This is a genomic window from Nonomuraea sp. NPDC050691, from assembly GCF_040654455.1.
Taxonomy (GTDB): domain Bacteria; phylum Actinomycetota; class Actinomycetes; order Streptosporangiales; family Streptosporangiaceae; genus Nonomuraea.
On the sequence record NZ_JBFAIA010000053.1, the window covers coordinates 21,053 to 45,838 of the forward strand.

Genomic DNA, 24,786 nt, shown 5'->3' on the forward strand with positions numbered 1-24,786 from the left:
TTTCAGGCGCCCAGCTCGTCACCCGATCGCCGGAGCGAAACGGTGGCCCCTTCGTCGGCGATCAGGGCGGCATGCAGCCGTTCGTACGTCGGAGCCAATCGGCGCAGGCCGGCCGCGAGCGCACGGTCGTCGTCCGACATCAGCGGCCCCTGCAGGCCACCGACGATGCGGGCCTGCTCCGCGGCGACGGCCGCGCCCGCGTCAAGGCCGAGGGACGACAGGCAGGCCGTCAGGTCGTTGAGGCGGCGGGCGCCCACCCGCACCGCGAACGTCTGCCACACCATCCTGATCTCGGGGTCCAGCCCCTCCTCCACCAGCCGGGCCGTGCGCTCGGCGGCCTCGGCCTGCCCCAGCGTGCCGGGAGAGACCTCCACGTCCGTCCGGCCGGCCAGCCAGGCCAGAGCGGCGGGCAGGGAGCGCCGCAACGCCTCCTCCGCGCCGACCCGCTCCCGCCGGGTGAACCCGTACCTCATCCGGAACGGCCGCTCCAGGTAGGAGATCAGTTCCCCGCGCCAGGCCTCGGCGAAGGCGCCGACCGGAAGCGTCGCGTACGGGAAGCCGTGCGGATCGTGCACGAGCACGGTGTCGTCGCCCACCTCCAGCACCACCACGTAGTGGTCGGCGCCGAGCGCCTTGCCCGACCCCGGCTGATACGACAGCAGACCGAGGTCGAGCGGCCCGGCCAGCACCGGACCGTCCTGGCAGGCGCGGCGCAGCCGGTCGAGCGCCGCCGCGGCCGTCCCCCCGTCCAGGCGCTCGCACTCCCAGCCGAGCACGCCGATCGCGGCGTCCAGCCCGATCTCGGGGTCCCAGCCGAACGGGTCGAACAGCGGAAGGCGCCCGCTGATCAGCTGCATCCCGAACGGGGAGCCCGTCAGGACCTCGATCACGGCCGGGGGCGGCGCCTCGCCACCGAGGATCATCGCGAGCGAGTTGGCATAGCAGTACGGCCCGGAGCCGACATAGGTGACAGACATGGCCCGCACCGTGCCGCCTGACACGGTGTCAGAGTCAAGCCCGTCCGCGGCTGCCGCACCGGGCATCAGCGGGGCTCGGCGAACGGACCGATCCGACCGGCGTCACCACCGCGCTCACCGCGCTTTCGCCCGCTGCCCGCTGCGGCGGCCGGCGAGGGGCTTCACAGGTCGCGGCGCATGCAAACGCGGGGCCAGCGGTCCAGGCCGTGCGCGGCCTCGCGCTGGCGTACGGCGCGCAGGCCGGGTGTCAAATCGGCGTCGTCGAGGACGACGAACCCGCAGCGGGCGTAGTAGGGCGCGTTCCACGGCACGTCGGCAAAGGTGGTGAGGGTGAGCGCCGGTATCCCGGCGGCCGTCGCCTGGCCGGCGAGGTGGTCGACGAGCCGGCGTCCGACCCGGCGGCGCGCGTTGCGTGGATGTACCGAGACCTGCTCGATGTGGAGGTTGCCGTCCACGAGGTCTGCGATGAGGTACCCGACCGGCAGGTCCGCGGGGTCGGTGGCGACCCAGGCCCTGCCGGCGCTCAGGTAGCGGGCGAGTTCCTCCTGGGGCAGGGGCTCGTCCTCGGCGATCTGCGGCATGCCGATGTCGAAGAAGCAACGCCCCGCGGCGCGCTCGATGTCTTGCAGGAGGGCAAGCTCTGCCCGGCGGACCGGTCTGATCTGGATCGGGTCGTCGCAGCCGGTGCTGCCCGGCGATGGGCGGTGGTGGTCCGGGTTCATGGGGATACCGATCTGGGTGCGAAGTTCGTTGCGGGCTCGGATGGGGCGGACGAGCTGCGGACCAGTGCCAGCACCACGCCACCGGCGATCAGGGCGATGATGCCGCTCAGCAGGAAGGTCGCGTCGAGTCCTGCGGCGTAGGCGCTGCGAAGGACGTGCTCTGCGGCCGGTCGCGTGCCGGTGGGGACCTGGGCGAGCAGGTGCGGGTACGCGCCGCCGGTCAGTTGTTTCGCCGCGGCGCCGGGGTCGGCGAAGGAGCCGCTGCGGGCCAGCACCCCTTCGGCCTGCCCTGCCGATACCGTGGCCAGGAGGGGAAGGGCGATGGCGTAGCCGAGTTGCCGGAAGGTGTTCATGGCCGCGTTGGCCATGCCGGTTCGGTGCGGCGGCGCCGCGGTCAGCGCCGCGGAGGCGAGCACCGGGGAGGCCAGCCCCACCCCGAGGCCGGTGAGGCACAGCGAGGGGATCAGCACGCTCCAGCCGGAGTCCGGGCCGAGGAGCATGCCCAGTGAGGTTCCGGCGCCGACCAGCAGCAGGCCCCAGCCGATGGAGTGCCGCGGCGCGACGTTGTGCAGCAGCCGGCCACCGGCGCCGGCGACCACGAAGGCGACGGCGGCCAGCGGGGTCAGAGCCAGCCCCGCCATCATGGGGCTGAGACCGGCGACCGACTGTGCCCACAGCGAGACGAACACGAGATGGGCGAACGCGGAGGCGGTCAGCGCCGCCCCGGCGAGCATGAGGGCCGAGAAGGAGCGCTGCCGGAACAACGACAGATCGATCATGGGGTGGGCGTGGCTCCGCTCCACCAGGACGAACGCCACGGCGGTGGCGGCTCCGGCGAGCAGGACGCCGGCCGTGACCGGATCGGTCCATCCATGCTCTCCGGCGCGGATCAGGCCGTAGACCACCAAGGTGGCGGCGAGGGTGAACGTGGCGGTGCCGGGCAGATCGACCCGGCCGCCGTTCGAGCCGCGGGATTCGTTGATCGCCCGCATGGCGATCACCACGGCGACGGCGGCGACCGGCAGATTGACCAGGAAGATCGCCGGCCAGCCCACGTGCTCGGTCAGCAGGCCGCCGAGAATGGGTCCGGCCGCGGCGGCTGCGCCGTTGGCCGCTCCCCACACACCGAAGGCCACCGATCGGTCCCGGCCGGTGTAGGTGCTGCCCAGCAGCGCCGCGTTGGTGGCGTACATGGCCGCGGCGCCAAGACCCTGCACGCCCCGGGCGGCGATCAGGACGGCGGTGTCGGGCGCCATCGCACAGGCGAGTGAGGCGACCGCGAAGATCACCAAGCCGGCGACGAACACCCGGCGCTGCCCGAGCAGGTCGGAGATCGACCCGGCCGCCATCATGAGGGCGGCCAGCACCAGCACGTAGAGGTCAACGGTCCACTGCAGCGCCGCGAACGAGGAGTGCAGGTCGCCGGCTATGGCGGGGGCCGCGACGCTGACGATGGTCAGGTCCACCAGCAGCATGAATGTACTCAACGAGATCGCCAGCAACGGAAGCCATCTGCGCACGGGCTCTCACCTCTCCACGATTACGGACATGCCGCGCAGAGATTTCCAGATATCCCCAAGTCGCAGGCGCATCCGTGGCAGATACGGCGCTTTCCGACACGCTGCTACGGTCTGGCGGTGGATCCACTCACCCTTGACGCACTCGATCGGCAGCTGGTGCACGCTCTGCAGATCGACGGCCGTGCGGCGTTCAGCCACCTCGCCGCCGTGCTGGGCACCTCCGACCGCACGATCGCCCGCCGCTACCGGCGACTGCGCTCAGCCGGCGCCGTGCGCGTGGTGGGCCTGCCCGACGGCCGGCACTTCGGCCACGTCGACTGGCTGGTCCGCCTGCGATGCACCCCCGACGCCGCCACCGCGGTGGCAGCCGCACTGGCGCGCCGCCAGGACACCTCATGGGTCAGCCTGATCTCCGGCGGCACCGAGATCACGTGTATCACCCGAACCAGCGGCGGCGCGGCCGGAGCCAAGGACGGCGAGCTGCTGCTGCAGAAACTGCCCCGCACCCCGCGCATCACCGCGGTCACCGCGCACTGCCTGCTCCGCGCCGTGGCGGGAACCAGCGGCTGGCCAGGCCGCACCGCCGCGCTCACCCCCCGGCAGATCGACGATCTGCGACCCGCCTCGACACCGAGCCCCCACACCGGCCACGACCTCAAGCACACCGACGCCGACAACGCACTGTTCACCGAACTCGCCAAGGACGGCCGCACCGGCTATCCGGACCTGGCCCGCGCCACCGGCTGGTCGGAAACCACCGTCCGACGCCGCCTGGACCAGCTACGCCGCACCAACACCCTGCACTTCGCCGTCGAGGCCGACCCTCTGTTGTTCGACCACACCACCGAAGTCATGCTGTGGCTCACGATCGCCCCCGCCGCGCTGACCACCGTCACCCAAGCCCTGTCCACACACCCCGAGATCGGCTTCGCCGCCGCCACCACCGGACCGGCCAACGTGGTCGCCTTCGTCGTCTGCCGCGACGCCGACGCCCTCTACGACTACCTGGCCACCCGCATCGGCGCACTCGACGGCGTACTCCAGGCCGAAACCGCGCCCGTCGTCCGCCGGGTCAAGGGCGCCGGCACACTCCTCGTGCCACCCTCGGGTTGAGACGATCGTCCCAGGGCAAGGATCCGCGCCAACTGGCCCTAACGTTGGCCCATGTCTGAAATGTCATCACGGGTAGAACTGCATCCGCTCACCCTCGCCGACCAGGACGAGTTCTGCTCGCTCGTGCGAGCCAGCACCGACCTGCACCTGCCATGGATGCAGCTGCCCGCGACCGCGGAGGAGTTCCAGGCCTGGATGCGCCGCTTCGACGGCGGCATCAACCTGGGCTTTCTGATCCGTGTCCGAAAGACCGGCGCAGCCGCCGGCACGGTCAACATCAACTCGATCATCCGGGGCCGCTACCAGGGCGCGTCCCTCGGCTACGCGGCCTTCGCCCCGTCCGCAGGGCAGGGCTACATGACCGACGGGCTCACCCTCATCCTGCGGCACGCCTTCACCGACCTGCGGCTCCACCGGCTGGAGGCCAACATTCAGCCGGCGAACAAGGCGTCCCTGGCCATGGCCCAGCGCCTGGGCTTCCGTTACGAAGGGCTGTCGCCCGCCTACCTCTACATCGACGGGGCCTGGCGCGACCATGAACGCTGGTCCATCACCGCGCCCGCCCCCTGGAAACCCGATCCCTCCCTTCCAGAGGTGTGAGCCATACCGATCGCCTCGGGGCTTCAGGGCAGCATGGAGCGGTCGGTGAGCGCCTGTGAGGGTCCCTGTCATCACCCCTCGCAGCAGGGACCGGCGAGGTTCGCCTCGCGATTCCCGGCCTTGTGACAGCCGCAGGTCGTTCGAGAGAGAGGCGGTACCAGGTGAGTTCCACCCGCATGGCTTCGGGCGAGGAGGCCGGTGAGGTCCGCCGTTTCTGGGGCGGGCTCGGTCTTCCCGGGCTGATCGACGTCCACACCCACTTCATGCCCGAACGTGTCCTGCACAAGGTCTGGGACTACTTCGACTCCAACGGGCCGTTGATCGGCGGGCTGAAGTGGCCGATCACCTACCGGAAGCAGGAGGTGGAGCGGACGGCTCTGCTGCGGGGGTTCGGGGTCCGGGCCTTCACCGCGATGCTCTACCCCCACAAACCCGGCATGGCCAGGTGGCTGAACGGGTGGGCGGCCGACTTCGCCCGCCGCACCCCCGACTGCCTGCACACCGCGACGCTCTACCCTGAGCCGGACGTCGAGACCTACGTCCGCGAGGCCGTCGAAGCAGGGGCCCGCGTGTTCAAGGCTCACGTACAGGTGGGGGCGTACGATCCGGCTGACGAACGTCTCCAGCGCACGTGGGGCCTGCTGGCCGAGGCCCGGATCCCCGTGGTGATGCACTGCGGTTCCGGGCCCGTGCCCGGCAAGCACACCGGCCCTGAGCCCATCGCGCGAGTGCTCGCCCGCCACCCGAGGCTGCGGCTGATCGTCGCGCACATGGGCATGCCCGAGTACGAAGAGTTCCTCGATCTCGCCGAACGCCACGACCAGGTACGGCTGGACACCACGATGGCGTTCACCGACTTCACCGAAGCCCTCATGCCGTTCCCTCGCCGGGCTCTGCCGCGGCTCGTCGCCCTCGGTGACCGCGTCCTGCTCGGCTCCGACTTCCCCAACATCCCCTACTCGTACCTGCACCAGCTGCACGCCCTGGAACGGCTGGGACTCGGGCAGGACTGGCTGCGGGCCGTATGCCACGACAACGCGGCTGACCTGTTCGGCCTGTAGCGCCGTCAAGCCGGCCGGCACACACGAAACGCGGGGTGTGGGGCGGCTTCCCCCGCTGCCGGTGGCGCGTCCGATGGCGCCGCCCAGGAAGTTGCCTCGCCATCGCGCTCGGCACGGGCCCCGAAAGCCTCCTTCCCCTCGAGGCGGAGGCGGCCGAGGAGTGGCGGGAGGCGCCGGCCGGCCTCACGCCGCCCGAGCTGTCCGCCCACCTCGGCTTCTTCTGCGCCGAAGGCGAGGAGGGGCTGATGTACCTGCGCACCGAGCGGTCGGGCGGCGAACTGCCCGCCGCTCAACCGCGCAGTTGCGTGTTGAGCCGCGCTGCCTGTCGCGTGAGGTGGTCGCGTTCGGGAAGGCTGGGCGCTGATCGGGCGGCTTCGGCGTAGAGCCGTGCCGCGGTCACCGGGTCACCGTCACGCTCGTGCAGGTACGCCGCGGCGGCGGTGTGGCGGGGCAGGGCGGGGTCGAGTTCGGCCAGGGCGGCCAGGCCGGCCCGCGGGCCGTCGGCCTCGCCGACCGCGACGGCCCGGTTGAGGCGGGCCACCGGGCTGCCGGTGAGGCGCACCAGCTCGTCGTACCACTCGACGATCTGCACCCAGTCGGTCTCCTCGGCCGTGCGGGCGTCGGCGTGCAGCGCGGCGATCGCGGCCTGGGCCTGGTACTCGCCCAGCCGGTCGCGGGCGAGAGCGGCCTGCAGCACGTCGACACCCTCGGCGATCAGGCGGGTGTCCCACAGGCCGCGGTCCTGCTCGGCCAGAGGTACGAGCCTGCCGTCGGGGCCGGTCCGCGCCGGGCGCCGCGCGTGGTGCAGCAGCATGAGCGCGAGCAGGCCCGCCACCTCCTCGTGGTCGGTCCTGGCCGCCAGCTGCCGGGTGAGCCGGATCGCCTCGGCGGCCAGGTCGACGTCGCCGGAGTAGCCCTCGTTGAAGACCAGGTAGAGCACGCGCAGCACGGTGGCGACGTCCCCGGGCTGGTTGAACCGGACGCCCGAGACGGTCCGCTTGGCCCTGCTGATCCGCTGGGCCATCGTCGCCTCCGGCACGAGGTACGCCCGCGCGATCTGACGCGTGGTCAGGCCGCCGACCGCGCGCAGCGTCAGCGCGACGGCCGAGGCCGGTGTCAGGGACGGGTGCGCGCACAGGAAGTACAGCCGGAGGGTGTCGTCCACCGCCTCGCCCGGGCCGGGCCCGGGCTCGTTCTCGACGCGTACCTCGCGGTGCCGCCGGGAGGTGTCGGCGCGGGCGGCGTCGAGGAACTTACGCCAGGCCACGGTGACCAGCCAGCCCTTGGGGTCCCGCGGCGGGTCGTCCGGCCACACCCGCACGCCCTCGACCAGGGCGTCCTGCACGGCGTCCTCGGCTGCCGCGAAGTCGGCTCCGCGACGGACCAGGACACCGATCACCGCGGGCACCAGCTCCCTCAGCAGCGACTCGTTCACTCGCTCACCGTGGCGGGCTCGGTCAGGAAGGGGCGCACCTCGAGCCACTCGTGGATCGGCTCGCCGTCCGCGCCCGGAGCGGCGGACAGCTCGGCGGCCAGCTCGAGCGCCCGCTCGTAGCTGTCGACGTCGATCATCATCCAGCCGGCGATCAGGTCCTTGGTCTCGGCGAACGGGCCGTCGGTGACCGGCGGACGTCCCTCGCCGTCGTAACGGACGAACGTGCCCTCCGGGGAGAGCGCCTGAGCGTCGACGAACTCGCCGGTGCCCTGCAGCCGGGCGGCGAAGTCACGCATGTACTGAAGGTGGGCCGAGACCTCCTCCGGCGTCCACTGGTCCATCGGCACGTCGTTGACCGCCGCCGGCGCGCCCCGGTAGTGCTTGAGCAGCAGGTACTTGGCCATCGTCGTTCTCCTTCGTGCGGTACGACCCATTGTGGCCGGTGTTCACCGCGGGGACGGAGCGTTGTCGCCGATTGACAGATCTCACTGTCGTGACCTGTACCGACGGCAGGAGCGTCGCTTCACGAGATGGCCCGCTCGATGCGGCAGAACGGCACCCGTGGCCGTCGGCTCGCGAAGCCTCACATCCGGGATCTCAGCACGTCGACCTCGCAGCCTGGCGAGTACGGGTCGAAGCCGTTCTCGATCAGCCAGCGGATCGCCAGCAGGCTTCGCAACGACCACCACGCGCGGATCACGTCGAGGTCGACGTGGGTGCCGTAGCCGGCGACGACGTCGCCAAGGTGCTCCTCATGTCCGAGCGTCAGGACGGCGAGGTCATACAGGGCATCGCCCTGGGCCGCCTCGGACCAGTCGATCACGCCGGTGATCTCGTCACCGTCGACGAACACGTGGCTGACCTGCAGGTCGCCGTGCGTGAACACCGGGGTCCACGGCCGGAGCGCAGCCTCGGCAACCCGCCGGTTGCGTGTGACCAGGTCGGCGGGAAGGACGCCGTTCGTGACGAGCCACTCGCATTCGCCGTCGAGGAGCGAGGCGAGCTCGTCGCTGCTCCGGCCGGGCCATGGCGGCAGCGGCGCGTCGTGCAACACCCGTGCGGCGGCACCCGCCGCGGCCCACGCCGCCGCCGACGCGGTCGACGGCTCGCCGAGGCGGCCGAGTGCCGTCCCCGGGAGGGCGGCGAGCGCGAGCACGGGCGGCTTGCGCCACAGGACCTCCGGAGTCGGGATCGGCGCCATGGCCATCGCCTCGACCTCGACGCCGGTGCGCGCCCGATCGGGGTCGATCTTCAGGAACACGTCGCCGACGCGCAGGGTCGCGCGCTCGTGGTGGGCGACGACGACCTCGACCTCTTCCACGTCGGCCATTATCACGGGGCGATCATCGAGGTCGCCACGGGTTTGTCGGGTGCGGCCACGCGGCTGACCGCGTCGAGGCCGCCGGCCGGCGGGCGTGCACGACACCGACCGTATGGTGTCCCGTCTTGACGTGCGGCGGGTCGGCGGAGACCTCGAATCATCGAGTCCGGCGGCAGTCGATCAGCGAGAGCGTCGCCCGGTGAAACTTTCATCCGGCCCGCCCGATGGGCCTGTCCGAAACTTTCAAGGCCACCCCTGACCTGTCGAGCCAGCGCAACCAGCCTCGGCGCCACGGAAGCCTCCGAAAGTTTCTCCATATGCTTGACAACTTTCGGTCGGATTCCCACACTCGGGCCTGAGGCGATCCCCCACCGGCTCGGTGGCGGTCAGCAGGGGAGCCACCGTCCCGACGCCTGCGATGTACGTCCCCACCGGGCGCAGCGTCGGTCCCCCGGGGGTGACCCGAACGATCGTTCCCCCATGATCCGCATATGGAGGCTCAAGCATGGGTGTCAACGCCATGTCCCCACCTACCGCCCGACGGCCGCTCGGCGCGCGCCGCCGGACGCTGGTCCTCGGCGCGCTCGGCGCACTCGGCCTGATCACGGCACTGGCGCCGGCGATTCCGGCCGACGCCGCGGCGAGCACGCTCGGCGCGGCCGCCGCGCAGAGCGGCCGCTACTTCGGCACCGCCATCGCCTCGGGCAAGCTCGGCGACTCCGCCTACACGACGATCGCCGGTCGCGAGTTCTCCATGGTGACGGCCGAGAACGAGATGAAGATGGACGCCACCGAGCCCAACCCGGGGCAGTTCAGCTTCAGCGGCGGGGACCGGGTCTACAACTGGGCCGTGCAGAACGGCAAGCGGGTGCGCGGGCACACCCTGGCCTGGCACTCCCAGCAGCCGGGCTGGATGCGGCCGATGTCGGGCAGCCCGCTGCGCCAGGCGATGATCAACCACATCAACGGCGTCATGGCCCACTACAAGGGCAAGATCTACGCCTGGGACGTGGTCAACGAGGCCTACGCCGACAGCGGCGGCGGGCGGCGCGACTCCAACCTCCAGCGCACCGGCAACGACTGGATCGAGGTGGCCTTCCGCACCGCGCGCGCCGCCGACCCGGCCGCCAAGCTGTGCTACAACGACTACAACATCGACAACTGGACCTGGGCCAAGACCCAGGGCGTCTACAACATGGTCAGGGACTTCAAGGCCCGCGGCGTGCCGATCGACTGCGTCGGCCTGCAGTCGCACTTCAACGGCAACAGCCCCTACAACAGCAACTACCGCACGACCATCCAGAGCTTCGCCGCGCTGGGGGTCGACGTGCAGATCACCGAGCTGGACATCCAGGGCGGCTCCGCCACCACGTACGCCAACGTCGTCAACGACTGCCTGGCGGTGCCGCGCTGTACCGGCATCTCGGTCTGGGGGGTCCGCGACAGCGACTCCTGGCTCGGCGCCGGCGCCGCCCCTCTGCTCTTCGACAGCAACGGCAACAAGAAGGCCGCCTACACCGCGGTGCTCAACGCGCTCAACGGCGGAGGCACGACACCCGGCGGGGGCGACGCGGGGCAGATCAGGAACACGGCCTCCGGCCGCTGCGTGGACGTGCCCAACTCCAGCACCACCGACGGCACCGCGGTGCATCTGTGGGACTGCAACAGTCAGAGCAACCAGCAGTGGACGCAGACTTCAGCAGGTGAACTGAAGGTTTACGGCAACAAGTGCCTGGACGCCGCGGGCACGGGCAACGGCGCCAAGATCCAGATCTACTCCTGCTGGGGTGGCGACAACCAGAAATGGCGCGTCAACTCCGACGGCACGATCGTGGGCGTACAGTCCGGGCTGTGCCTCGACGCCGTCGGCGCCGGCACCGGCAACGGCACAGGGCTGCAGCTGTACAGCTGCTGGGGCGGCAGCAACCAGAAGTGGACCTACAACGCGGGCACCGCGTGAGCTTCACCGACGGGCCGCCCTGGCGCCTGTGCCTGCCGGCCCGGACCCGCTCCACCTGCTGACCGCATCCCTGGTGCGGCCCTCCCTCGGCCCGAGCGGGCAGGGTCGGGGGAGGGTGAGCCACTCCTCACTCCCCCATCGCATGCCACGGCTACGATGCAGCACCTTAACTTGTGATCCGCCGAAAATTACCATGCCGCCATCGAGTGACTTCTGTGAAACTTTCATCCTGCGCGAGCGGTGCGACACGATCTTCTCGGCGGCAAAACTCCACGCGGGAAGGCGTTCCGACGGCGACGCCCAGGTCGACGGCGAACAGCCCTCGTTGACGCCGAGCCGGACCGTCGGATGTACTCCGCGACAACGAGCTCAACGGAGGAAGCCGCACCGCTCCCGACGGAAAAATGTTAGCGCTCACAGACTTCGAGCCAAGGAGCTCCGCATGTCCTTGAGCCGTCGTCAGGTCTCCCAGGCCGATGGCGCGACCGCCGCGCTCCCGGTCACTGGCCGGACAGCCGGCGCATCCCCCGCCCTGGCCGCATTCCCTGGGCCGGATCCGCCCTCGCAGGGTGCGCAGGTCCTGCTCGCCGACGACAACGGCGCGAACGACAACCTCTGGAGGTTCCTGTGAGGCGCCTGCTCGCGGTTCTCTCGTCCCTGCTGCTCGTGGGCGTGTTCCTCACGCCCCAGGCGTCGGCCGCGACGGTCGACCCCAACGCCTGGTACGTCCTGGTCAACCGCAACAGCGGCAAAGCCCTGGACGTCTACAACCTGTCCACCGCCGACGGCGGCCGCATCACACAATGGACCCGCAACAACGGCAACCAGCAGCAATGGCAGTTCGTCGACTCCGGCGGCGGCTACTACCGCATCAAATCCCGCCACTCCGGCAAAGTCCTCGACGTCTACAACTTCTCCACCGCCAACGGCGGCGCCATCGTGCAATGGGCCGACGGCAACGGCACCAACCAGCAATGGCGCCTGGCCGACAGCTCCGACGGCCACGTCAGATTCATCTCCCGCCACAGCAACAAGGCCCTGGAAGTCCAGGGCGCCTCCACCACCGACGGCGCCAACATCGTCCAGTACGACGACTGGGGCGGCACCAACCAGCAATGGCAACTCGTCAAGGCCGACGGTGGCGGCAACCCGGATCCGGGCGGCACCTACACCAACCCGGTCGTCTGGCAGGACTTCGCCGACGGTGACATCATCCGGGTCGGCGACGCCTACTACTACTCGGCCTCGACGATGCACTACTCGCCGGGCGCGCCGATCCTGCGCTCCTACAACCTGGTCGACTGGGAGTACGCCGGGCATTCGGTCCCGAGGCTCGACTTCAACTCCGGAGCCTACGACCTCAACGGCGGCCGGGCGTACGTGAAGGGCATCTGGGCCTCGACCCTGAACTACCGGCCCAGCAACAGCACCTACTACTGGATCGGCTGCGTCGAGTTCAACCGGACCTACGTCTACACCGCCTCCGCCGTGGACGGCACGTGGACCAAGCGCTCGCAGATCAACAACTGCTACTACGACGCCGGCCTGCTGATCGACACCAACGACACCATGTACGTCGCCTACGGCAACGGCACCATCAGCGTCGCCCAGCTCTCCGCCGACGGGCTCAGCCAGGTGCGCGCCCAGCAGGTGTTCCAGACTCCGAGCAACGTCGGCACGCTGGAGGGCGCCCGCTTCTACAAGCGGAACGGCTACTACTACATCTGGCTGACGCGCCCCGCCAACGGCCAGTACGTGCTCCGCTCCACCTCGCCCTGGGGCCCGTACGAGATGCGCCAGGTCCTGCTCGACATGCCCGGCCCCATCTCCGGCGGCGGCGTTCCCCATCAGGGCGGGCTCGTCCAGACCCAGAACGGCGACTGGTACTACATGTCGTTCGTCGACGCCTACCCCGGCGGCCGCGTCCCGGCACTCGCCCCGATCACCTGGAGCGGCGACTGGCCGACGGTGCAGACCGTCAACGGCCGCTGGGGGGCCACCTACCCGAAGCCGAACATCACGACCAGCCGGACCGTCGCGTCCATGATCGGTCCCGACACCTTCACCTCCGGCAGCCTCGGGCACCGCTGGGAGTGGAACCACAACCCCGACACCAGCCGCTTCTCCACCGGCAACGGCCTGCGCCTGCAGACCGCGACCGTCACAGGCGACCTCTACAACGCGCGTAACACGCTGACCCACCGCATCCAGGGCCCGTCCTCGACCGCCACGATCGAGCTCGACTACACGCAGATGGCCAACGGCGACCGCGCCGGGCTGGCCATGCTGCGCGACCAGTCGGCCTGGGTCGGCGTCAAACGCGACAACGGCGTCAACCGGGTCGTGATGACGAACGGCCTGACCATGAACAGCTCGTGGCAGACCACCGGCACCGGCACCGAGGCGGCGAGCGCGACCATCTCGGGCGGCCGGATCTGGTTGCGGGTCAACGCCGACATCCGGCCGGGGTCCGGCCGGCAGGCCCGCTTCTCCTACAGCACCGACGGCAGCACCTTCGTGAGCCTCGGCCCGGCCTTCACGTTGAACAACGCCTGGCAGTTCTTCATGGGCTACCGCTTCGGGATCTTCAACTATGCCACCCAGTCGCTCGGCGGCGCGGTGACCGTGCACCGCTTCGACCTCACCACCCCCTGACACAGGAAGGCGTATCGTGACCTTCAGACCCCTGGCCGTCCTCGCGACGGTGGCCACCTTACTGGCGAGCCTGTTCGTGGCTCTTCACACCCAGCCGGCCCATGCGGCCACCGTCGACACCAACGCCTGGTACGTCCTGGTCAACCGCAACAGCGGCAAGGCGCTCGACGTCTACAACCTCTCGACCGCCGACGGCGGCCGCATCACCCAGTGGACCCGCAACGACGGCAACCAGCAGCAGTGGCAGTTCGTCGACTCCGGCGGCGGCTACTACCGCATCAAGTCCCGCCACTCCGGCAAGGTGCTCGACGTCTACAACTTCTCCACCGCCAACGGCGCCAACATCGTCCAGTGGACCGACCACAACGGCACCAACCAGCAGTGGCGGCTGGCCGACAGCTCCGACGGCTACGTGAGGTTCATCTCGCGCAACAGCAACAAGGCCCTGGAGGTCCAGGGCGCCTCGACGGCCGACGGCGCCAACATCGTCCAGTACGACGACTGGGGCGGCAACAACCAGCAATGGCAGCTCGTCAAGGTCGGCGGCGGCAACCCTGACCCCGGTACGTGCGACCTTCCGTCGACGTACCGCTGGACCTCGACGGGCCCGCTGGCGCAGCCGAAGCCGGGATGGGTCTCGCTCAAGGACTTCACCGTCGCCCCCTACAACGGCAAGCACCTGGTCTACGCCACGACGCACGACACGGGATCGAGCTGGGGTTCGATGAACTTCACCCCCTTCACCAACTGGTCCGACATGGCCTCGGCCAGCCAGAACACGATGTCCTCCGGCACTGTCGCGCCCACGCTGCTGTACTTCGCCCCGAAGAACATCTGGGTGCTGGCCTACCAGTGGGGCGGGACCGCCTTCTCCTACCGGACCTCCAACGACCCCGCCAACCCGAACGGCTGGTCATCGCAGCAGGTGCTCTTCTCCGGCGGCATCTCGGGCTCCCAAACGGGCCCCATCGACCAGACGCTCATCGGTGACAGCACGAACATGTACCTGTTCTTCGCCGGCGACAACGGCAAGATCTACCGGGCCAGCATGCCCATCGGGAACTTCCCGGGCAGCTTCGGCTCCACCTCGACCGTGATCATGAGCGACACGACCAACAACCTGTTCGAAGCCGTCCAGGTCTACAAGCTCCAGAACCTGAACAAGTACCTCATGATCGTCGAGGCGATCGGCGCCCAGGGCCGCTACTTCCGCTCGTTCACCGCCACCAGCCTGAACGGTTCCTGGACACCCCAGGCCGCAAGCGAGGGCAACCCCTTCGCCGGCAAGGCCAACAGCGGCGCCACCTGGACCAACGACATCAGCCACGGCGAGCTGATCCGGGTCAGCGCCGACCAGACCATGACCGTTGATCCCTGCAACCTGCAGCTGCTCTACCAGGGACGCAATCCCAACTCCGGCGGCGACTACGGCCAGTGGCCCTACCGGCCGGGCCTGCTGACACGGCAGCGCTGACGGCGTGACACGGGTCCGGCTCGGAGCCGGCGTGGTGGGGCCGCCTGCTCGCGCCCTTCCGCTAGACGGCCCTCCGGCTCGGACACCGTTGCGGGGCGGCCCGGCGATCCGGGCCGCCCCTCCGTCAACGGCAGGAGCGGGCGGCGTACGGCGCGACCAGCGACGCCGACACCGGCTTACCGTGCCTTGATCTTGGTAAGCCGGCACCGCCCGCCTCCCCGCACTCCCTGATTAGACTGCCGCCATGACCATGGAGTCGTCCCCGCTCACCATCGCTCAGCTCGCCGAGCTGGCCGGAGTTTCCACCGCGACGGTCTCCAAGGTCGTGAACGGCCGTTCCGAGGTGTCGTCCGAAACCCGCGCCGCCGTGGAGGAGCTCATCCGCCGGCACGGCTACCGCCGCCAGCGCCGCCGCTCCCCGCCGACGGCCATGGTGGAGCTGGTCTTCCACGCACTGGAGGGCGACTATCCCGTCGAGATCACCAAAGGGGTGGCGGAGGTCGTACGTAAGCGCGACCTCACGGTGGCGATCTCGGACCTGCGCCGTGACCACACCGCCGCCGACGCCTGGCTGGAAGGTGTGCTGCGGCGCCGCCCGAGCGGCGTGATCGCGGTGTTCTCGGGCCTGACCGAGACCCAGCACGAACAGCTCGCCCGCCGCGAGATCCCGCTGGTCCTGCTGGATCCGGCCGACGCCCCCGCGCGGAACATCCCATCGGTCGGCGCCACCAACTGGAACGGCGGGCTCACGGCCACCCGCCACCTCCTGGGGCTCGGGCACCGCCGCATCGCCATCATCACCGGCCCCGACTCCGCGCTGTCCAGCCGGGCCCGTCTCGACGGCTACCGAACCGCCCTCGACATGGCGGGTGTGCCCGTCGACCCGGAGCTGATCGGCCGGGGGGACTTCCTCATCGAGGGCGGGATGGCCGAGGCGCACCGCATGCTGCGCCTGCCCGACCGGCCCACCGCGATCTTCGCCACGAACGACGGCCAGGCCATCGGCGTCTACCACGCGGCCCGTCAGCTCGGCCTGCGCATCCCGGACGATCTCAGCGTGATCGGCTTCGACGACATGCCGTCGGTGCGGTGGGCCATCCCGCCGCTGACCACCATCCGGCAGCCCCTCGCCGAGATGGCCGCCGCGGCGACCTCGATGCTGCTGACGCTGGCCCATGGCGAGCAACCGCCGCAGAGCCGCGTCGAGCTGGCCACCGAACTCGTCGTACGCGACAGCACCGGACCTCCCCCACCTCCGCCCGCCTGAGCCCTCCTCGCTCGTCACGACCGTTCCGAAGTCCGTCCGGCTGCGACTGATAATGGGCGGATGACCAACGCGGGTCACGTCAGCGGGGCGCCGATGGCCTGGGCTGCCAGGCTCTCCGGGCGGCGGGCCGACGGCGCGATCGCGGCGGCCACCATCGCGGCTACCATCGGTCCGCTGCTGGTGCCCGATCCGAAGGCTTGGTGGATCATCGCTCTGGGTGTGCTCGCCTCCGCACCCGTCTACTGGCGCAGGCGCGCGCCCATGGCCGTAGCGCTGCTCGCCGGTGCCGCGATGACCCTCATGGTCTTCTGGGAGAAGCCGTTCCTCCCTTTCGGTCCCCTGGTCGCCGTCTACACCATCGCGGACCTCAGCCCCACGGGGAAGCGACTGGCCGCGATCCCGGCGATCGCCGCCGTCGTCGGCATGTCCCTGGCGCTGCCCGGGGAGAACAGTGAGACCTTCCGCCTGGTCGGCACCGCTTTCGTGGCCGCCTACGCGCTGGGCACCAGCGCCCGGGCGAACCGCTCGCGCACCGCCGAACTGGCCGAGCGGGCACGTCGCCGTGAACAGGAGCACATCGCCGCGGTGGCGGAGGAGCGGGCGCGGATCGCACGCGACATGCACGACATCATCACTCACTCCGTCGGGCTGATGGTCGTTCAGGCCGAAGCCGGACCCGTGGTGGCACGGAGCGACGCGCCCAGGGCTGAGGCCGTCTTCGACGCGATCGCCGACACCGGCAGGGGCGCGCTCACCGAGCTGCGCGGCCTGCTCACGGCGCTGCGCACACCGGCCGATCCCTCCGCGGAGGACCTCGGGCCGGTCCAGCCGCGCCTGGACGGACTCGCCTCACTGGCCGAACGGAGCGGCCTGGACGTGATCATGACCGTGGAAGGCGAGCGGCGGCAGATGCCCGGCAGCCTCGAAGCCGCCGTCTACCGGATCGTGCAGGAAGCCCTCTCCAACGTGCGCAAACACGCCGGGGTGCGCGCCGTACGGGTGCGACTGCGGTGGACCTCGGAGGAACTGCTCGCCGAGATCGCCGACGAGGGCGGCGGGCCGCGTCGCGGCGGCAGCGGCTACGGCCTGATCGGCATGCGGGAACGGGCGATCGCGTGCGGCGGGACGCTCAGCACGGGACCGGGACAGGACGGCGGGTTCATCGTCAGAGCCGCCTTTCCGCTTGAATAGCGCACATGCTGCGCGTGCTCATCGCCGACGATCAGGATCTCTTCCGGGCCGGGTTCGGCCTGATCCTCGGCGCCCAGCCGGACATGCTGGTGGTGGGCGAGGCGGCGGGCGGTGACGAGGCGATCGCGCTGGCCCGGCGGCTGCGTCCGGACGTGGTCCTGATGGACGTGCGGATGCCGGGAAAGAACGGCATCGAAGCCACTCGGGAGATCTGCGCGACCACCTCCGCCAAGGTGCTCGTCCTGACCATGTTCGACCTGGACGAGTACGTCTACGACGCCGTTCGCGCAGGGGCCAGCGGCTTCCTGCTCAAGGACATCCGCCGCGACGAGCTGGCGCACGCGGTGCGCACCATCGCCGGCGGCGAGGCGTTGCTGGCGCCCGCCGCCACCCGCAGATTGCTGGAGAACCTGGTCAGACGGCCGGCCCACGGCCCGATGCCGCGGCTGGCGGGCCGGCTGGAGACGCTCACCGAGCGGGAGCGCGAAACGCTCAGGCTGGTCGCCCGCGGACTGTCCAACGCCGAGATCGCCGCCGCGCTCGTCGTCACCGAGCACACGGTCAAGACGCACGTCAGCCGCATCCTGACCAAGCTGGACCTGCGGGATCGGGTGCAGGCGGCGGTGTTCGCCTACGAGTGCGGCCTGGTGATCGCCGGTGAGAGTGACATCGGAGATCACACTCACGACTGACGCGCCACGGGGGCGGCCGCGAGCAGCATCGTCGTCATGAGACGCGTCCCGATTCCGCTCGCCGCGGCCCTCGCCTCGGCTGTCCTGCTGCACTTCGGCACCGGCCTGCACCCCGTGGCCTGGCTGACCTGGCTCGCTCCCCTGCCCGTCCTGTTCGCCGCTCCGCGGGTGAGAGGCGGCCCGGCATTCGCCGCGGGCGCCCTCGCCTGGCTCGGGAGCCAGCTGCAGATGTGGCCGTACTTCACCGAGGCACTCGAGATGCCCGTCCCGCTGGCGGCCGGTCTCCTCGCCGGGCCGGCGCTGCTGTTCGGCCTCGGCGTGCTGCTTCACCGCTCGCTGCTGGCGCGGCGGCGGCCGCTGCTCGCCGTACTCGCCGTACCGGCGCTGTGGGTCGGCGTCGAATACCTGATGGCGCTGGCCGGCCCGCACGGCGCCTGGTGGAGCCTGGCCTACACCCAGGCCGGCGTGCTGCCCGTCCTGCAGACGGCCTCCGTCACCGGAGTCTGGGGGATCACCTTCCTGCTCCAGCTCGCGCCCGCCGCCGTGGCCGTGTCACTCGCACCAGGCGCGACACACCGGCTCCACGTCGCGGCGACCGCCGGCGCGCTGCTGGCGCTGGCTCTGGGGTACGGCTTCGCCCGGCTCGGCACCGGCCAGAGCGGCGAGCCGCACCGCAAGGTCGCACTGATCTCCACCGACGACCCGCGCGACACCGCGGAACTGGACTCCCCGCAGGGGCGCGACCTGCTCCACCGGTACGGTGAGGCCATCGACGCGGCCGCCGCCCGCGGCGCCGAGATCGCGGTGCTGCCGGAGAAGACGTTCGAGACGGGCACCACCCGCCTGCCCCTGGCCAGGCCAGGAGTGGCGGTCGTCGCCGGCGTCGCGCTCGGCACCGGCGCGACCCGGACGAACACCGCTCTGGCCGGCCCGTCCGGCGCCCGCTACGACAAACACCACATGATTCCCGGCCTGGAGTCCGAGTTCACGCCTGGACGCGCGCTGACCCTCCTCGACCGGACCACGACGGGCCTGATCATCTGCAAGGACCTCGACTTCCCCTGGCTGGTGCGGCAGTACCGCCGGGCCGGCGCCACCGCGCTGCTCGCCCCGGCCTGGGACTTCGACGACGACGCCTGGCTGCACAGCCGCATGGCGATGGTCCGCGGGGTGGAGAGCGGGTTGTCGGTGGCTCGCGCGGCCCGCCAGGGCGTCCTCACGGTGAGCGACACCCGGGGGCGGGTGCTGGCCGAAGGCCACAGCGGCAAGCCCGGAGTGAGCACGGTGCTCGCGGCGCTGCCGCAGCAGGGCGCCTCCACCGTCTACACCAGCCTGGGCGACTGGGCCGCCTGGTCCTCCGTCGCGGTGCTGCTCATCGCACTCATCAGGCTCCGCACCGGTCGCCCCTCGTCGAACGCTCCGGCCCGCCGGAGGCGCACGACCTCGGCCGAAGATGACGGCGTCGCGAGAACATCACGCACCTGACCAGCGCGCCGGCCGGCCGGACGGTCACGCCACCGCATCGACCGCCACGTCCTGCCTGCGCGATGTCCGTACCGGCCGTGGGCGCGCCGCAGTCACCCCGTCCCAGCAGGCGGCCGACACTGTCGTCGTCCCAGGAGCGGCGATGCGCGGCTCGAAATGGTGAACACCAGAGGACCTCAAGAGGCTTTCATGGGGTGACCGCCACGTATGTAGGGGCACGTAAGCGGCCTCCGCCATGGCCGACATCGGTAGTACCGCGATGAAGGGATGGCGATCATGTTCACTTCAGTTCGTTCCGGGCCGACGACCCGCCTGGCGGCGGTGCTGGCCTCAGCCGCGCTGACGCTGACGGTCGGCGCTCCAGCCGCGATGGCGACGCCTCAGGTCCCCGCCGGTACCGGCGGCACGGCCGTCGTCCCGGTGAGGGAGGGAAACTTCTTCATCGCGCTCCCGAGGCATGGCTTCAGGACCGGCACCGTGCACTTCAGGATCAAGAACGTGGGCTGGCACCGGCACGCGCTGTCGGTCGCGGGGCCCGGAGTCCGCAGCACCTCCGCGGTCATCCCGCCCGGAGGAAGGACATCGCTCACAGTGGTCCTGAAGAAAGGCCGATACCTGCTGTGGTGCCCGGTGGACCACCACCGCCAGCGGGGCATGTGGACGTGGATCTGGGCGAGTTGACGCGCTCCCCGGCCTGAAGGCTGGAGATTCAGCCCGTACCGCGCGTGCGGCACCTCTGAGGCTTCCTGTTTCAACGGGTCCGGCCCTCCCTTAGGCGGCGGGTCTTACGGTCCCTCCGCAGGCGTTTAGCCTGTCCGCCCGTCCGGCGGCCAGAATGTTGATCGCCGCGTTCACGTCCCGGTCGTGGGCGGCGCCGCATGGGCATTCCCACGATCGGACGTCCAGCGGCATCGACTCGGCGACCGTCCCGCACGCCGAGCACAGCTTCGACGACGGGAACCAACGGTCGATCTTGCCGAATGTCCGCCCGTGCCGCGCGGCCTTGTAGGCGAGCATGGTCACGAACTGTGACCACCCGGCGTCGTGCACGCTCTTGGCCAGCCTGGTACGGCCGAGCCCGGACACGGCAAGGCTCTCCACGTACACCGCTTGGTTGTCGCGGATGATGCTCGTGGAGAGCTTGTGTGCCCAGTCGCGGCGCGTGTCGGCCACCCTGGCGTGCGCTTTGGCGACCTTGGCGACGGCCTTCTTGCGGTTCGCCGAGCCCTTCTGTTTGCGAGACAGCGCCTGCTGTGTCTTCTTCAACCGGCGTTCGGCGCGGCGCAGGAAACGCGGGTTGTCCACCTTGCGCCCGTCCGACAGCACCGCGAAGTGGGTCAGGCCCAGGTCGATGCCCACCTCGGGCGTCGCCTCGCCAAGCGCCTCGTGCGTGGTCTCGACCACGAACGAGGCGAAGTACCGGCCCGCCGCGTCTTTGATCACGGTCACACTGGATGGCTCGGATGGCAGGTCCCGCGACCAGCGAACCGGGACGTCCCCGATCTTCGGCAGGCGCAGCTTCCCGCCAGGCGTGATCACGAACCGGGCGTTCTTGGTGAACCGGATCGCTTGCCGGTTGTCCTTGCGGGACCGGAACCGGGGCGGGGCGACCTTCGCCCCCTTCCGCTTGCCTGACAGGGACGCGAAGAGGTTGCGGTAGGCGGTGTTCAGGTCCGCGAGCACCTGCTGCAACACCACGGCCGACACCTCGCCCAGCCAGACCCGTTCCGGCGTCTTCTTCGCGGCGGTGATGACCCGTTTGGACAGGTCCCCGTCGGAGAGGTACGGCAGTCCGGCCGCGTGTGCTTCCTGCCTCATGCGCAGCCCGTCGTTGAACACCGTCCGCGCACACCCGAACGCCCGAGCCAGCGCTTGACGCTGACCAGGCGTCGGGTAGATGCGGAAGTTGTAACGAAGCTGCACACCATGATCCTACCATTGGTTTATGGCTGAATATGGAGACGTAAGAACCGGCAGGCATTGTGTCTTCGTGCTACACGCGCACTTGGTTTTCGTGACTAAATTCCGGCATCCGGTATTCACCGGAGCCCATCTGGAACGCATGGAGGAGATCATGCGGGACGTGTGCGCCGACTTCGAGACCGAGCTGGCCGAGTTCAACGGCGAGGCCAACCACGTTCACCTGCTGGTGAACTTCCCGCCCAAGGTCGCCCTGTCCAAGCTGGTCAACAGCCTCAAGGGCGTCTCCTCGCGCAGGATGCGCCAAGAGTTCCCCGAACTTGCCGCCCACTACTACCGAGCGAACAAGCTGTGGTCGGGCTCCTACTTCGCCGGGAGCGTCGGCGGCGCACCGGTCAGCGTCCTGCGCCAGTACATCGAGCAGCAGAACCGTCCCGTTTAGGGCACGCTCGGGCCTGGCGGCCCTCCCGCGCGGGCCTTCACCCCCGGTGTGAACGCCGGAGCACTGGCCCGCATTCGGGTAGCACCCCCGCGACGCCCGCCAGCACTCTGGGAGGCCCCCGTGCCGCCCGGTCATGGCTTGGAACGATGGACGGGAGCCGCGCCCGACACCCTCGTGGGCTCCTACGCGCGAGCGCGCGGGGCCATCCACGACGCCCCCATCGGAGACTCCAGCTACCGTCACCCGCACTGGTCCGTACCCCGAGTGCGGCAAGCAGAGCATGACGCGCGCCGGCGCGGCGTCGAACACCGGACCGTCGCGGTCGTGCACGAGGCGAGCGACACCGTGGTCGGCCTGACAGAGCTGGAGATCTTCCCCGGTATGCCCGACACGGCCGTCCAGCAGGACACGGCCGTCCTGCCCAGGCACCGGGGTCGCGGGCTGGGCCGCACCGCGAAGGCGGCCATGATGCGGTGGCTGCTGGCCGAGCGGCGGACATCTGCCTGGTGGTCACGAACGTGGACGCGGGCAACGATTACATGACGCGCGTCAACCATCAACTGGGTTATGTCACGACGCGTACCATGCTCACCGCCGAAGCCGCTTTCGGCGCACTCGAACGCCGGTTCAGCGCACTGGCACGGGAACGCGGCACACCACGAGTGGTCCCCCGTTGATTCGCCGGGCCGGAACGGTTCTCCCCACAGGCCATACGGTGTACGGGCGCTCCGTGCGGGGTAGATCGAAGTGGTGCGCACAGCGGCACCGGGCATCTGACGACGACCCTGAACGCGGATTCCTGACCGGCCGCCGACTCGCCGGTCGAACTCATGAGAAGGACGGCCATGACCCACACCAGACCATCCGGGGAGACCGCCGGCGGCCAGCCCGCGCTGAGGCAGGTGATGGGTCCGGGTCTGCTGCTGCTGTTCATCATCGGCGACATTCTCGGAACCGGGGTCTACGCCCTCACGGGCGAGGTCGCCGGCGAGGTCGGCGGCGCGGCCTGGCTGCCGTTCGCCATCGCGTTCGCCGTCGCCCTGATCACGGCATGCTCGTACCTCGAGCTGGTCACCAAGTATCCGCAAGCCGCCGGCGCCGCACTCTACGTGCACAAGGCCTTCGGCGTCCATGTCCTGACCTTCCTCGTGTGCTTCGCCGTGATGTGCTCGGGCATCACCTCGGCGTCGGCGGCGTCGCGGGCCTTCGCCGCGAACCTCGCCACCGGATTCGGCATCGACGCCGGAAACGGCGTCATCCTGCTGATCGCCGTGGGGTTCATGCTGCTGATACTGGCCGTCAACCTGCGAGGCGTCAGCGAGGGCGTCAAGGTCAACATCGTGCTCACCGCGGTAGAGCTTTCGGGGCTGCTGCTCGTCATCCTGCTCAGCCTGTACTTCATCGCCGGCGGGCAGGCCGACTTCTCCCGCGTCGTCGCCTTCGAGAGCCCCACGGACAAAAGCGTGTTCCTGGCGGTGAGCACGGCCACGTCGCTGGCCTTCTTCGCGATGGTGGGGTTCGAGGACTCGGTCAACATGGCGGAGGAGACCAAGGATCCGGTACGGATCTTTCCTCGCATGATGTTCACCGGGCTCGGCGTCACCGGTCTGATCTACGTGCTCGTGTCCATCTGCGCCGTCGCCGTCGTCCCGGTCGGCCGGCTCTCCGCGAGCGAGACCCCGCTCGTCGAGGTGGTGCAGACCGCGGCTCCCGCTTTCCCGATCACCAACCTCATGCCGTTCATCTCGATGTTCGCCGTCGGCAACTCCGCGCTGATCAACATGCTGATGGCCAGCAGGCTGCTCTACGGGATGAGCAAGCAGGGAGTGCTGCCGCCCTTCCTGTCGAGGGTCCACCCCGTTCGGCGCACGCCGTGGATGTCGATCCTGTTCACCACCGCCCTGGCCATCGGCCTCATCGCCGTTCTCTCGCTGAACCCCGACAGCCCGGTCGTGGCGTTGCTGGGCGGGACGACGTCGCTGCTCCTGCTCGCGGTATTCGCGTTCGTCAATGTGTCCGTTCTCGCCCTGCGCAAGGACAAGGCGGAGGTGCGGCACTTCAACGCGGGCCGCGTCCTGCCCGTGCTGGGAACGATCACGTGCGTGTATCTCGTCCTGCCGTGGTCCTCCGGGCGTCCGGCCGGCCAGTACGAGATCGCGGGCGTGCTGCTGGCGATCGGCATGGTGCTGTGGGGGGTCACCTGGTTCGCCCGGCGAAAGCGTGGCAACGAGAGCCTCTCACGATGAAGGGACACTGAACGACACCGCGGGCGAACGCCGGTCCGCGCCGAGCGCCCCCTGTCGTGACCACCGAGTGGAGACGGGGCGAAGGGTTGCTGTTACGGTGGGCGCGGTGCGCCGGGACATCCGGTCGGCAAGGCTCCACGTTCGCGAACATCGACCGGAGGTTCATCGTGGCCACCCTGCTGACCACGCCGGCCGAGCCGGCGTGGTCCGGGGCGCTGTTCAGCGGCGCCGGCCTGGCGTCCACCGGCATCGTCGTGGCACGCGCCCTCGACGACGAGCGTGACGTCCCCCCCTGGTACGGGCTACCGCGCGGACGGGGCATCGAGGCATGAGACGCGCCTCCGGCGTCCTCGACCGCTTCCACCACCCGGCCCAGGTGATCGTCGTCGGTTTCGCGGCGGTGGCCCTGATCGGCACCGCGCTACTCGTGCTGCCGATCGCCACCGAGTCAGGTGTAGGGGTGGGTCTCGTGACCGCGCTGTTCACCGCCACTTCGGCGGTGTGCGTGACCGGGCTGGTGGTGGTGGACACGGAGACCCACTGGTCGGTGTTCGGGGAATTGGTGATCGCCGGCCTCGTCCAGATCGGCGGGCTGGGCATCATGACGCTCGCCACGCTGTTCACCGTCCTGGTGGCGGGTCGTCTCGGCCTGCGGGCCAGGATCTTCGCGCAGGCCGCGGAGAAATACAGGTTCATGGGGGAGGT

General features: G+C 70.1%; 24 protein-coding genes. 17 read left to right on the plus strand and 7 right to left on the minus strand.

The annotated features are described in order from the left end of the window. Positions 1-2: 2 nt before the first annotated feature. The 3 genes from AB0H81_RS20650 to AB0H81_RS20660 all read right to left on the minus strand — a co-directional run bounded on the left by AB0H81_RS20650 (position 3) and on the right by AB0H81_RS20660 (position 3,219). Entirely contained in the window at positions 3-977 is a 975-nt protein-coding gene (locus tag AB0H81_RS20650; protein ID WP_358376673.1) for a hypothetical protein, read from the minus strand. A 161-nt stretch (positions 978-1,138) separates the two neighbouring features. Next, positions 1,139-1,699, minus strand: coding sequence for a GNAT family N-acetyltransferase (locus AB0H81_RS20655; protein WP_358376675.1), 561 nt, complete (start codon positions 1,697-1,699; stop codon positions 1,139-1,141). After that, a complete protein-coding gene (locus tag AB0H81_RS20660) occupies positions 1,696-3,219 on the minus strand; it encodes an MFS transporter (RefSeq protein ID WP_358376678.1) in 1,524 nt (507 codons plus the stop codon). The genes AB0H81_RS20655 and AB0H81_RS20660 overlap by 4 nt, the downstream gene beginning before the upstream one ends. A 117-nt stretch (positions 3,220-3,336) precedes the next feature. Between AB0H81_RS20660 and AB0H81_RS20665 the strand changes: the two genes are divergently transcribed. From AB0H81_RS20665 to AB0H81_RS20675, 3 genes are all read left to right on the plus strand, one after another. Beyond that, entirely contained in the window at positions 3,337-4,332 is a 996-nt protein-coding gene (locus AB0H81_RS20665; protein WP_358376681.1) for an AsnC family transcriptional regulator, read from the plus strand. Positions 4,333-4,383: 51 nt separating this feature from the next. Continuing rightward, the gene (locus AB0H81_RS20670; RefSeq protein WP_358376683.1) at positions 4,384-4,932 is read left to right on the plus strand and encodes a GNAT family protein; all 549 of its coding nucleotides are present in this window, start codon (positions 4,384-4,386) and stop codon (positions 4,930-4,932) included. 176 nt (positions 4,933-5,108) lie between these two features. Further along, the gene (locus AB0H81_RS20675; protein ID WP_358376743.1) at positions 5,109-5,993 is read left to right on the plus strand and encodes an amidohydrolase family protein; all 885 of its coding nucleotides are present in this window, start codon (positions 5,109-5,111) and stop codon (positions 5,991-5,993) included. Positions 5,994-6,282: 289 nt separating this feature from the next. Here AB0H81_RS20675 and AB0H81_RS20680 read toward each other — a convergent pair whose 3' ends face one another. From AB0H81_RS20680 to AB0H81_RS20690, 3 genes are all read right to left on the minus strand, one after another. Then, positions 6,283-7,428: a DUF6596 domain-containing protein gene (locus AB0H81_RS20680; RefSeq protein ID WP_358376686.1), complete on the minus strand. Its 1,146-nt coding sequence runs from the start codon at positions 7,426-7,428 to the stop codon at positions 6,283-6,285. Further along, entirely contained in the window at positions 7,425-7,832 is a 408-nt protein-coding gene (locus tag AB0H81_RS20685; RefSeq protein ID WP_358376689.1) for a YciI family protein, read from the minus strand. Before AB0H81_RS20685 ends, AB0H81_RS20680 begins: the two co-directional genes overlap by 4 nt. 179 nt (positions 7,833-8,011) lie before the next feature. Beyond that, complete coding sequence (locus AB0H81_RS20690; protein ID WP_358376691.1) at positions 8,012-8,749, minus strand: phosphotransferase; 738 nt, start codon at positions 8,747-8,749, stop codon at positions 8,012-8,014. A 505-nt stretch (positions 8,750-9,254) separates the two neighbouring features. Between AB0H81_RS20690 and AB0H81_RS20695 the strand changes: the two genes are divergently transcribed. From AB0H81_RS20695 to AB0H81_RS20735, 9 genes are all read left to right on the plus strand, one after another. After that, positions 9,255-10,709: an endo-1,4-beta-xylanase gene (locus AB0H81_RS20695; RefSeq protein WP_358376694.1), complete on the plus strand. Its 1,455-nt coding sequence runs from the start codon at positions 9,255-9,257 to the stop codon at positions 10,707-10,709. A gap of 442 nt (positions 10,710-11,151) precedes the next feature. Continuing rightward, complete coding sequence (locus tag AB0H81_RS20700) at positions 11,152-11,340, plus strand: hypothetical protein (RefSeq protein ID WP_358376697.1); 189 nt, start codon at positions 11,152-11,154, stop codon at positions 11,338-11,340. Next, positions 11,337-13,364 carry an RICIN domain-containing protein gene (locus AB0H81_RS20705; RefSeq protein ID WP_358376700.1) on the plus strand — a complete coding sequence of 676 codons (2,028 nt, stop codon included), beginning with the start codon at positions 11,337-11,339 and terminating at the stop codon, positions 13,362-13,364. The genes AB0H81_RS20700 and AB0H81_RS20705 overlap by 4 nt, the downstream gene beginning before the upstream one ends. A gap of 16 nt (positions 13,365-13,380) precedes the next feature. Beyond that, complete coding sequence (locus AB0H81_RS20710) at positions 13,381-14,838, plus strand: non-reducing end alpha-L-arabinofuranosidase family hydrolase (RefSeq protein WP_358376703.1); 1,458 nt, start codon at positions 13,381-13,383, stop codon at positions 14,836-14,838. Positions 14,839-15,082: 244 nt separating this feature from the next. Next, positions 15,083-16,105, plus strand: coding sequence for a LacI family DNA-binding transcriptional regulator (locus tag AB0H81_RS20715; RefSeq protein WP_358376706.1), 1,023 nt, complete (start codon positions 15,083-15,085; stop codon positions 16,103-16,105). A gap of 60 nt (positions 16,106-16,165) precedes the next feature. Beyond that, positions 16,166-17,296 (plus strand): histidine kinase, encoded by a 1,131-nt coding sequence (locus AB0H81_RS20720; protein ID WP_358376709.1) that lies wholly within the window; start codon positions 16,166-16,168, stop codon positions 17,294-17,296. A gap of 5 nt (positions 17,297-17,301) precedes the next feature. After that, positions 17,302-17,988: a response regulator transcription factor gene (locus AB0H81_RS20725; RefSeq protein ID WP_358376712.1), complete on the plus strand. Its 687-nt coding sequence runs from the start codon at positions 17,302-17,304 to the stop codon at positions 17,986-17,988. A 36-nt stretch (positions 17,989-18,024) separates the two neighbouring features. Continuing rightward, positions 18,025-19,473: a hypothetical protein gene (locus AB0H81_RS20730; protein ID WP_358376715.1), complete on the plus strand. Its 1,449-nt coding sequence runs from the start codon at positions 18,025-18,027 to the stop codon at positions 19,471-19,473. Positions 19,474-19,749: 276 nt separating this feature from the next. Continuing rightward, entirely contained in the window at positions 19,750-20,154 is a 405-nt protein-coding gene (locus AB0H81_RS20735; protein WP_358376718.1) for a hypothetical protein, read from the plus strand. A 90-nt stretch (positions 20,155-20,244) separates the two neighbouring features. Here AB0H81_RS20735 and AB0H81_RS20740 read toward each other — a convergent pair whose 3' ends face one another. Then, complete coding sequence (locus tag AB0H81_RS20740; RefSeq protein ID WP_358376721.1) at positions 20,245-21,396, minus strand: RNA-guided endonuclease TnpB family protein; 1,152 nt, start codon at positions 21,394-21,396, stop codon at positions 20,245-20,247. A gap of 22 nt (positions 21,397-21,418) precedes the next feature. Here AB0H81_RS20740 and tnpA point away from each other — a divergent pair, with 22 nt between their 5' ends. From tnpA to AB0H81_RS20765, 5 genes are all read left to right on the plus strand, one after another. After that, positions 21,419-21,835: an IS200/IS605 family transposase gene (tnpA, locus tag AB0H81_RS20745; RefSeq protein ID WP_358376724.1), complete on the plus strand. Its 417-nt coding sequence runs from the start codon at positions 21,419-21,421 to the stop codon at positions 21,833-21,835. A gap of 138 nt (positions 21,836-21,973) precedes the next feature. Beyond that, positions 21,974-22,378 (plus strand): GNAT family N-acetyltransferase, encoded by a 405-nt coding sequence (locus AB0H81_RS20750; protein WP_358376727.1) that lies wholly within the window; start codon positions 21,974-21,976, stop codon positions 22,376-22,378. Positions 22,379-22,680: 302 nt separating this feature from the next. Continuing rightward, on the plus strand, positions 22,681-24,081 hold the full coding sequence (locus AB0H81_RS20755) for an APC family permease (RefSeq protein WP_358376730.1): 1,401 nt from the start codon (positions 22,681-22,683) through the stop codon (positions 24,079-24,081). 167 nt (positions 24,082-24,248) lie between these two features. Further along, complete coding sequence (locus AB0H81_RS20760; protein ID WP_358376733.1) at positions 24,249-24,413, plus strand: hypothetical protein; 165 nt, start codon at positions 24,249-24,251, stop codon at positions 24,411-24,413. Next, positions 24,410-24,786: potassium transporter TrkG (locus AB0H81_RS20765; RefSeq protein ID WP_358376736.1), on the plus strand; the 377-nt coding region annotated here is incomplete at its 3' end. The genes AB0H81_RS20760 and AB0H81_RS20765, both read left to right, overlap by 4 nt.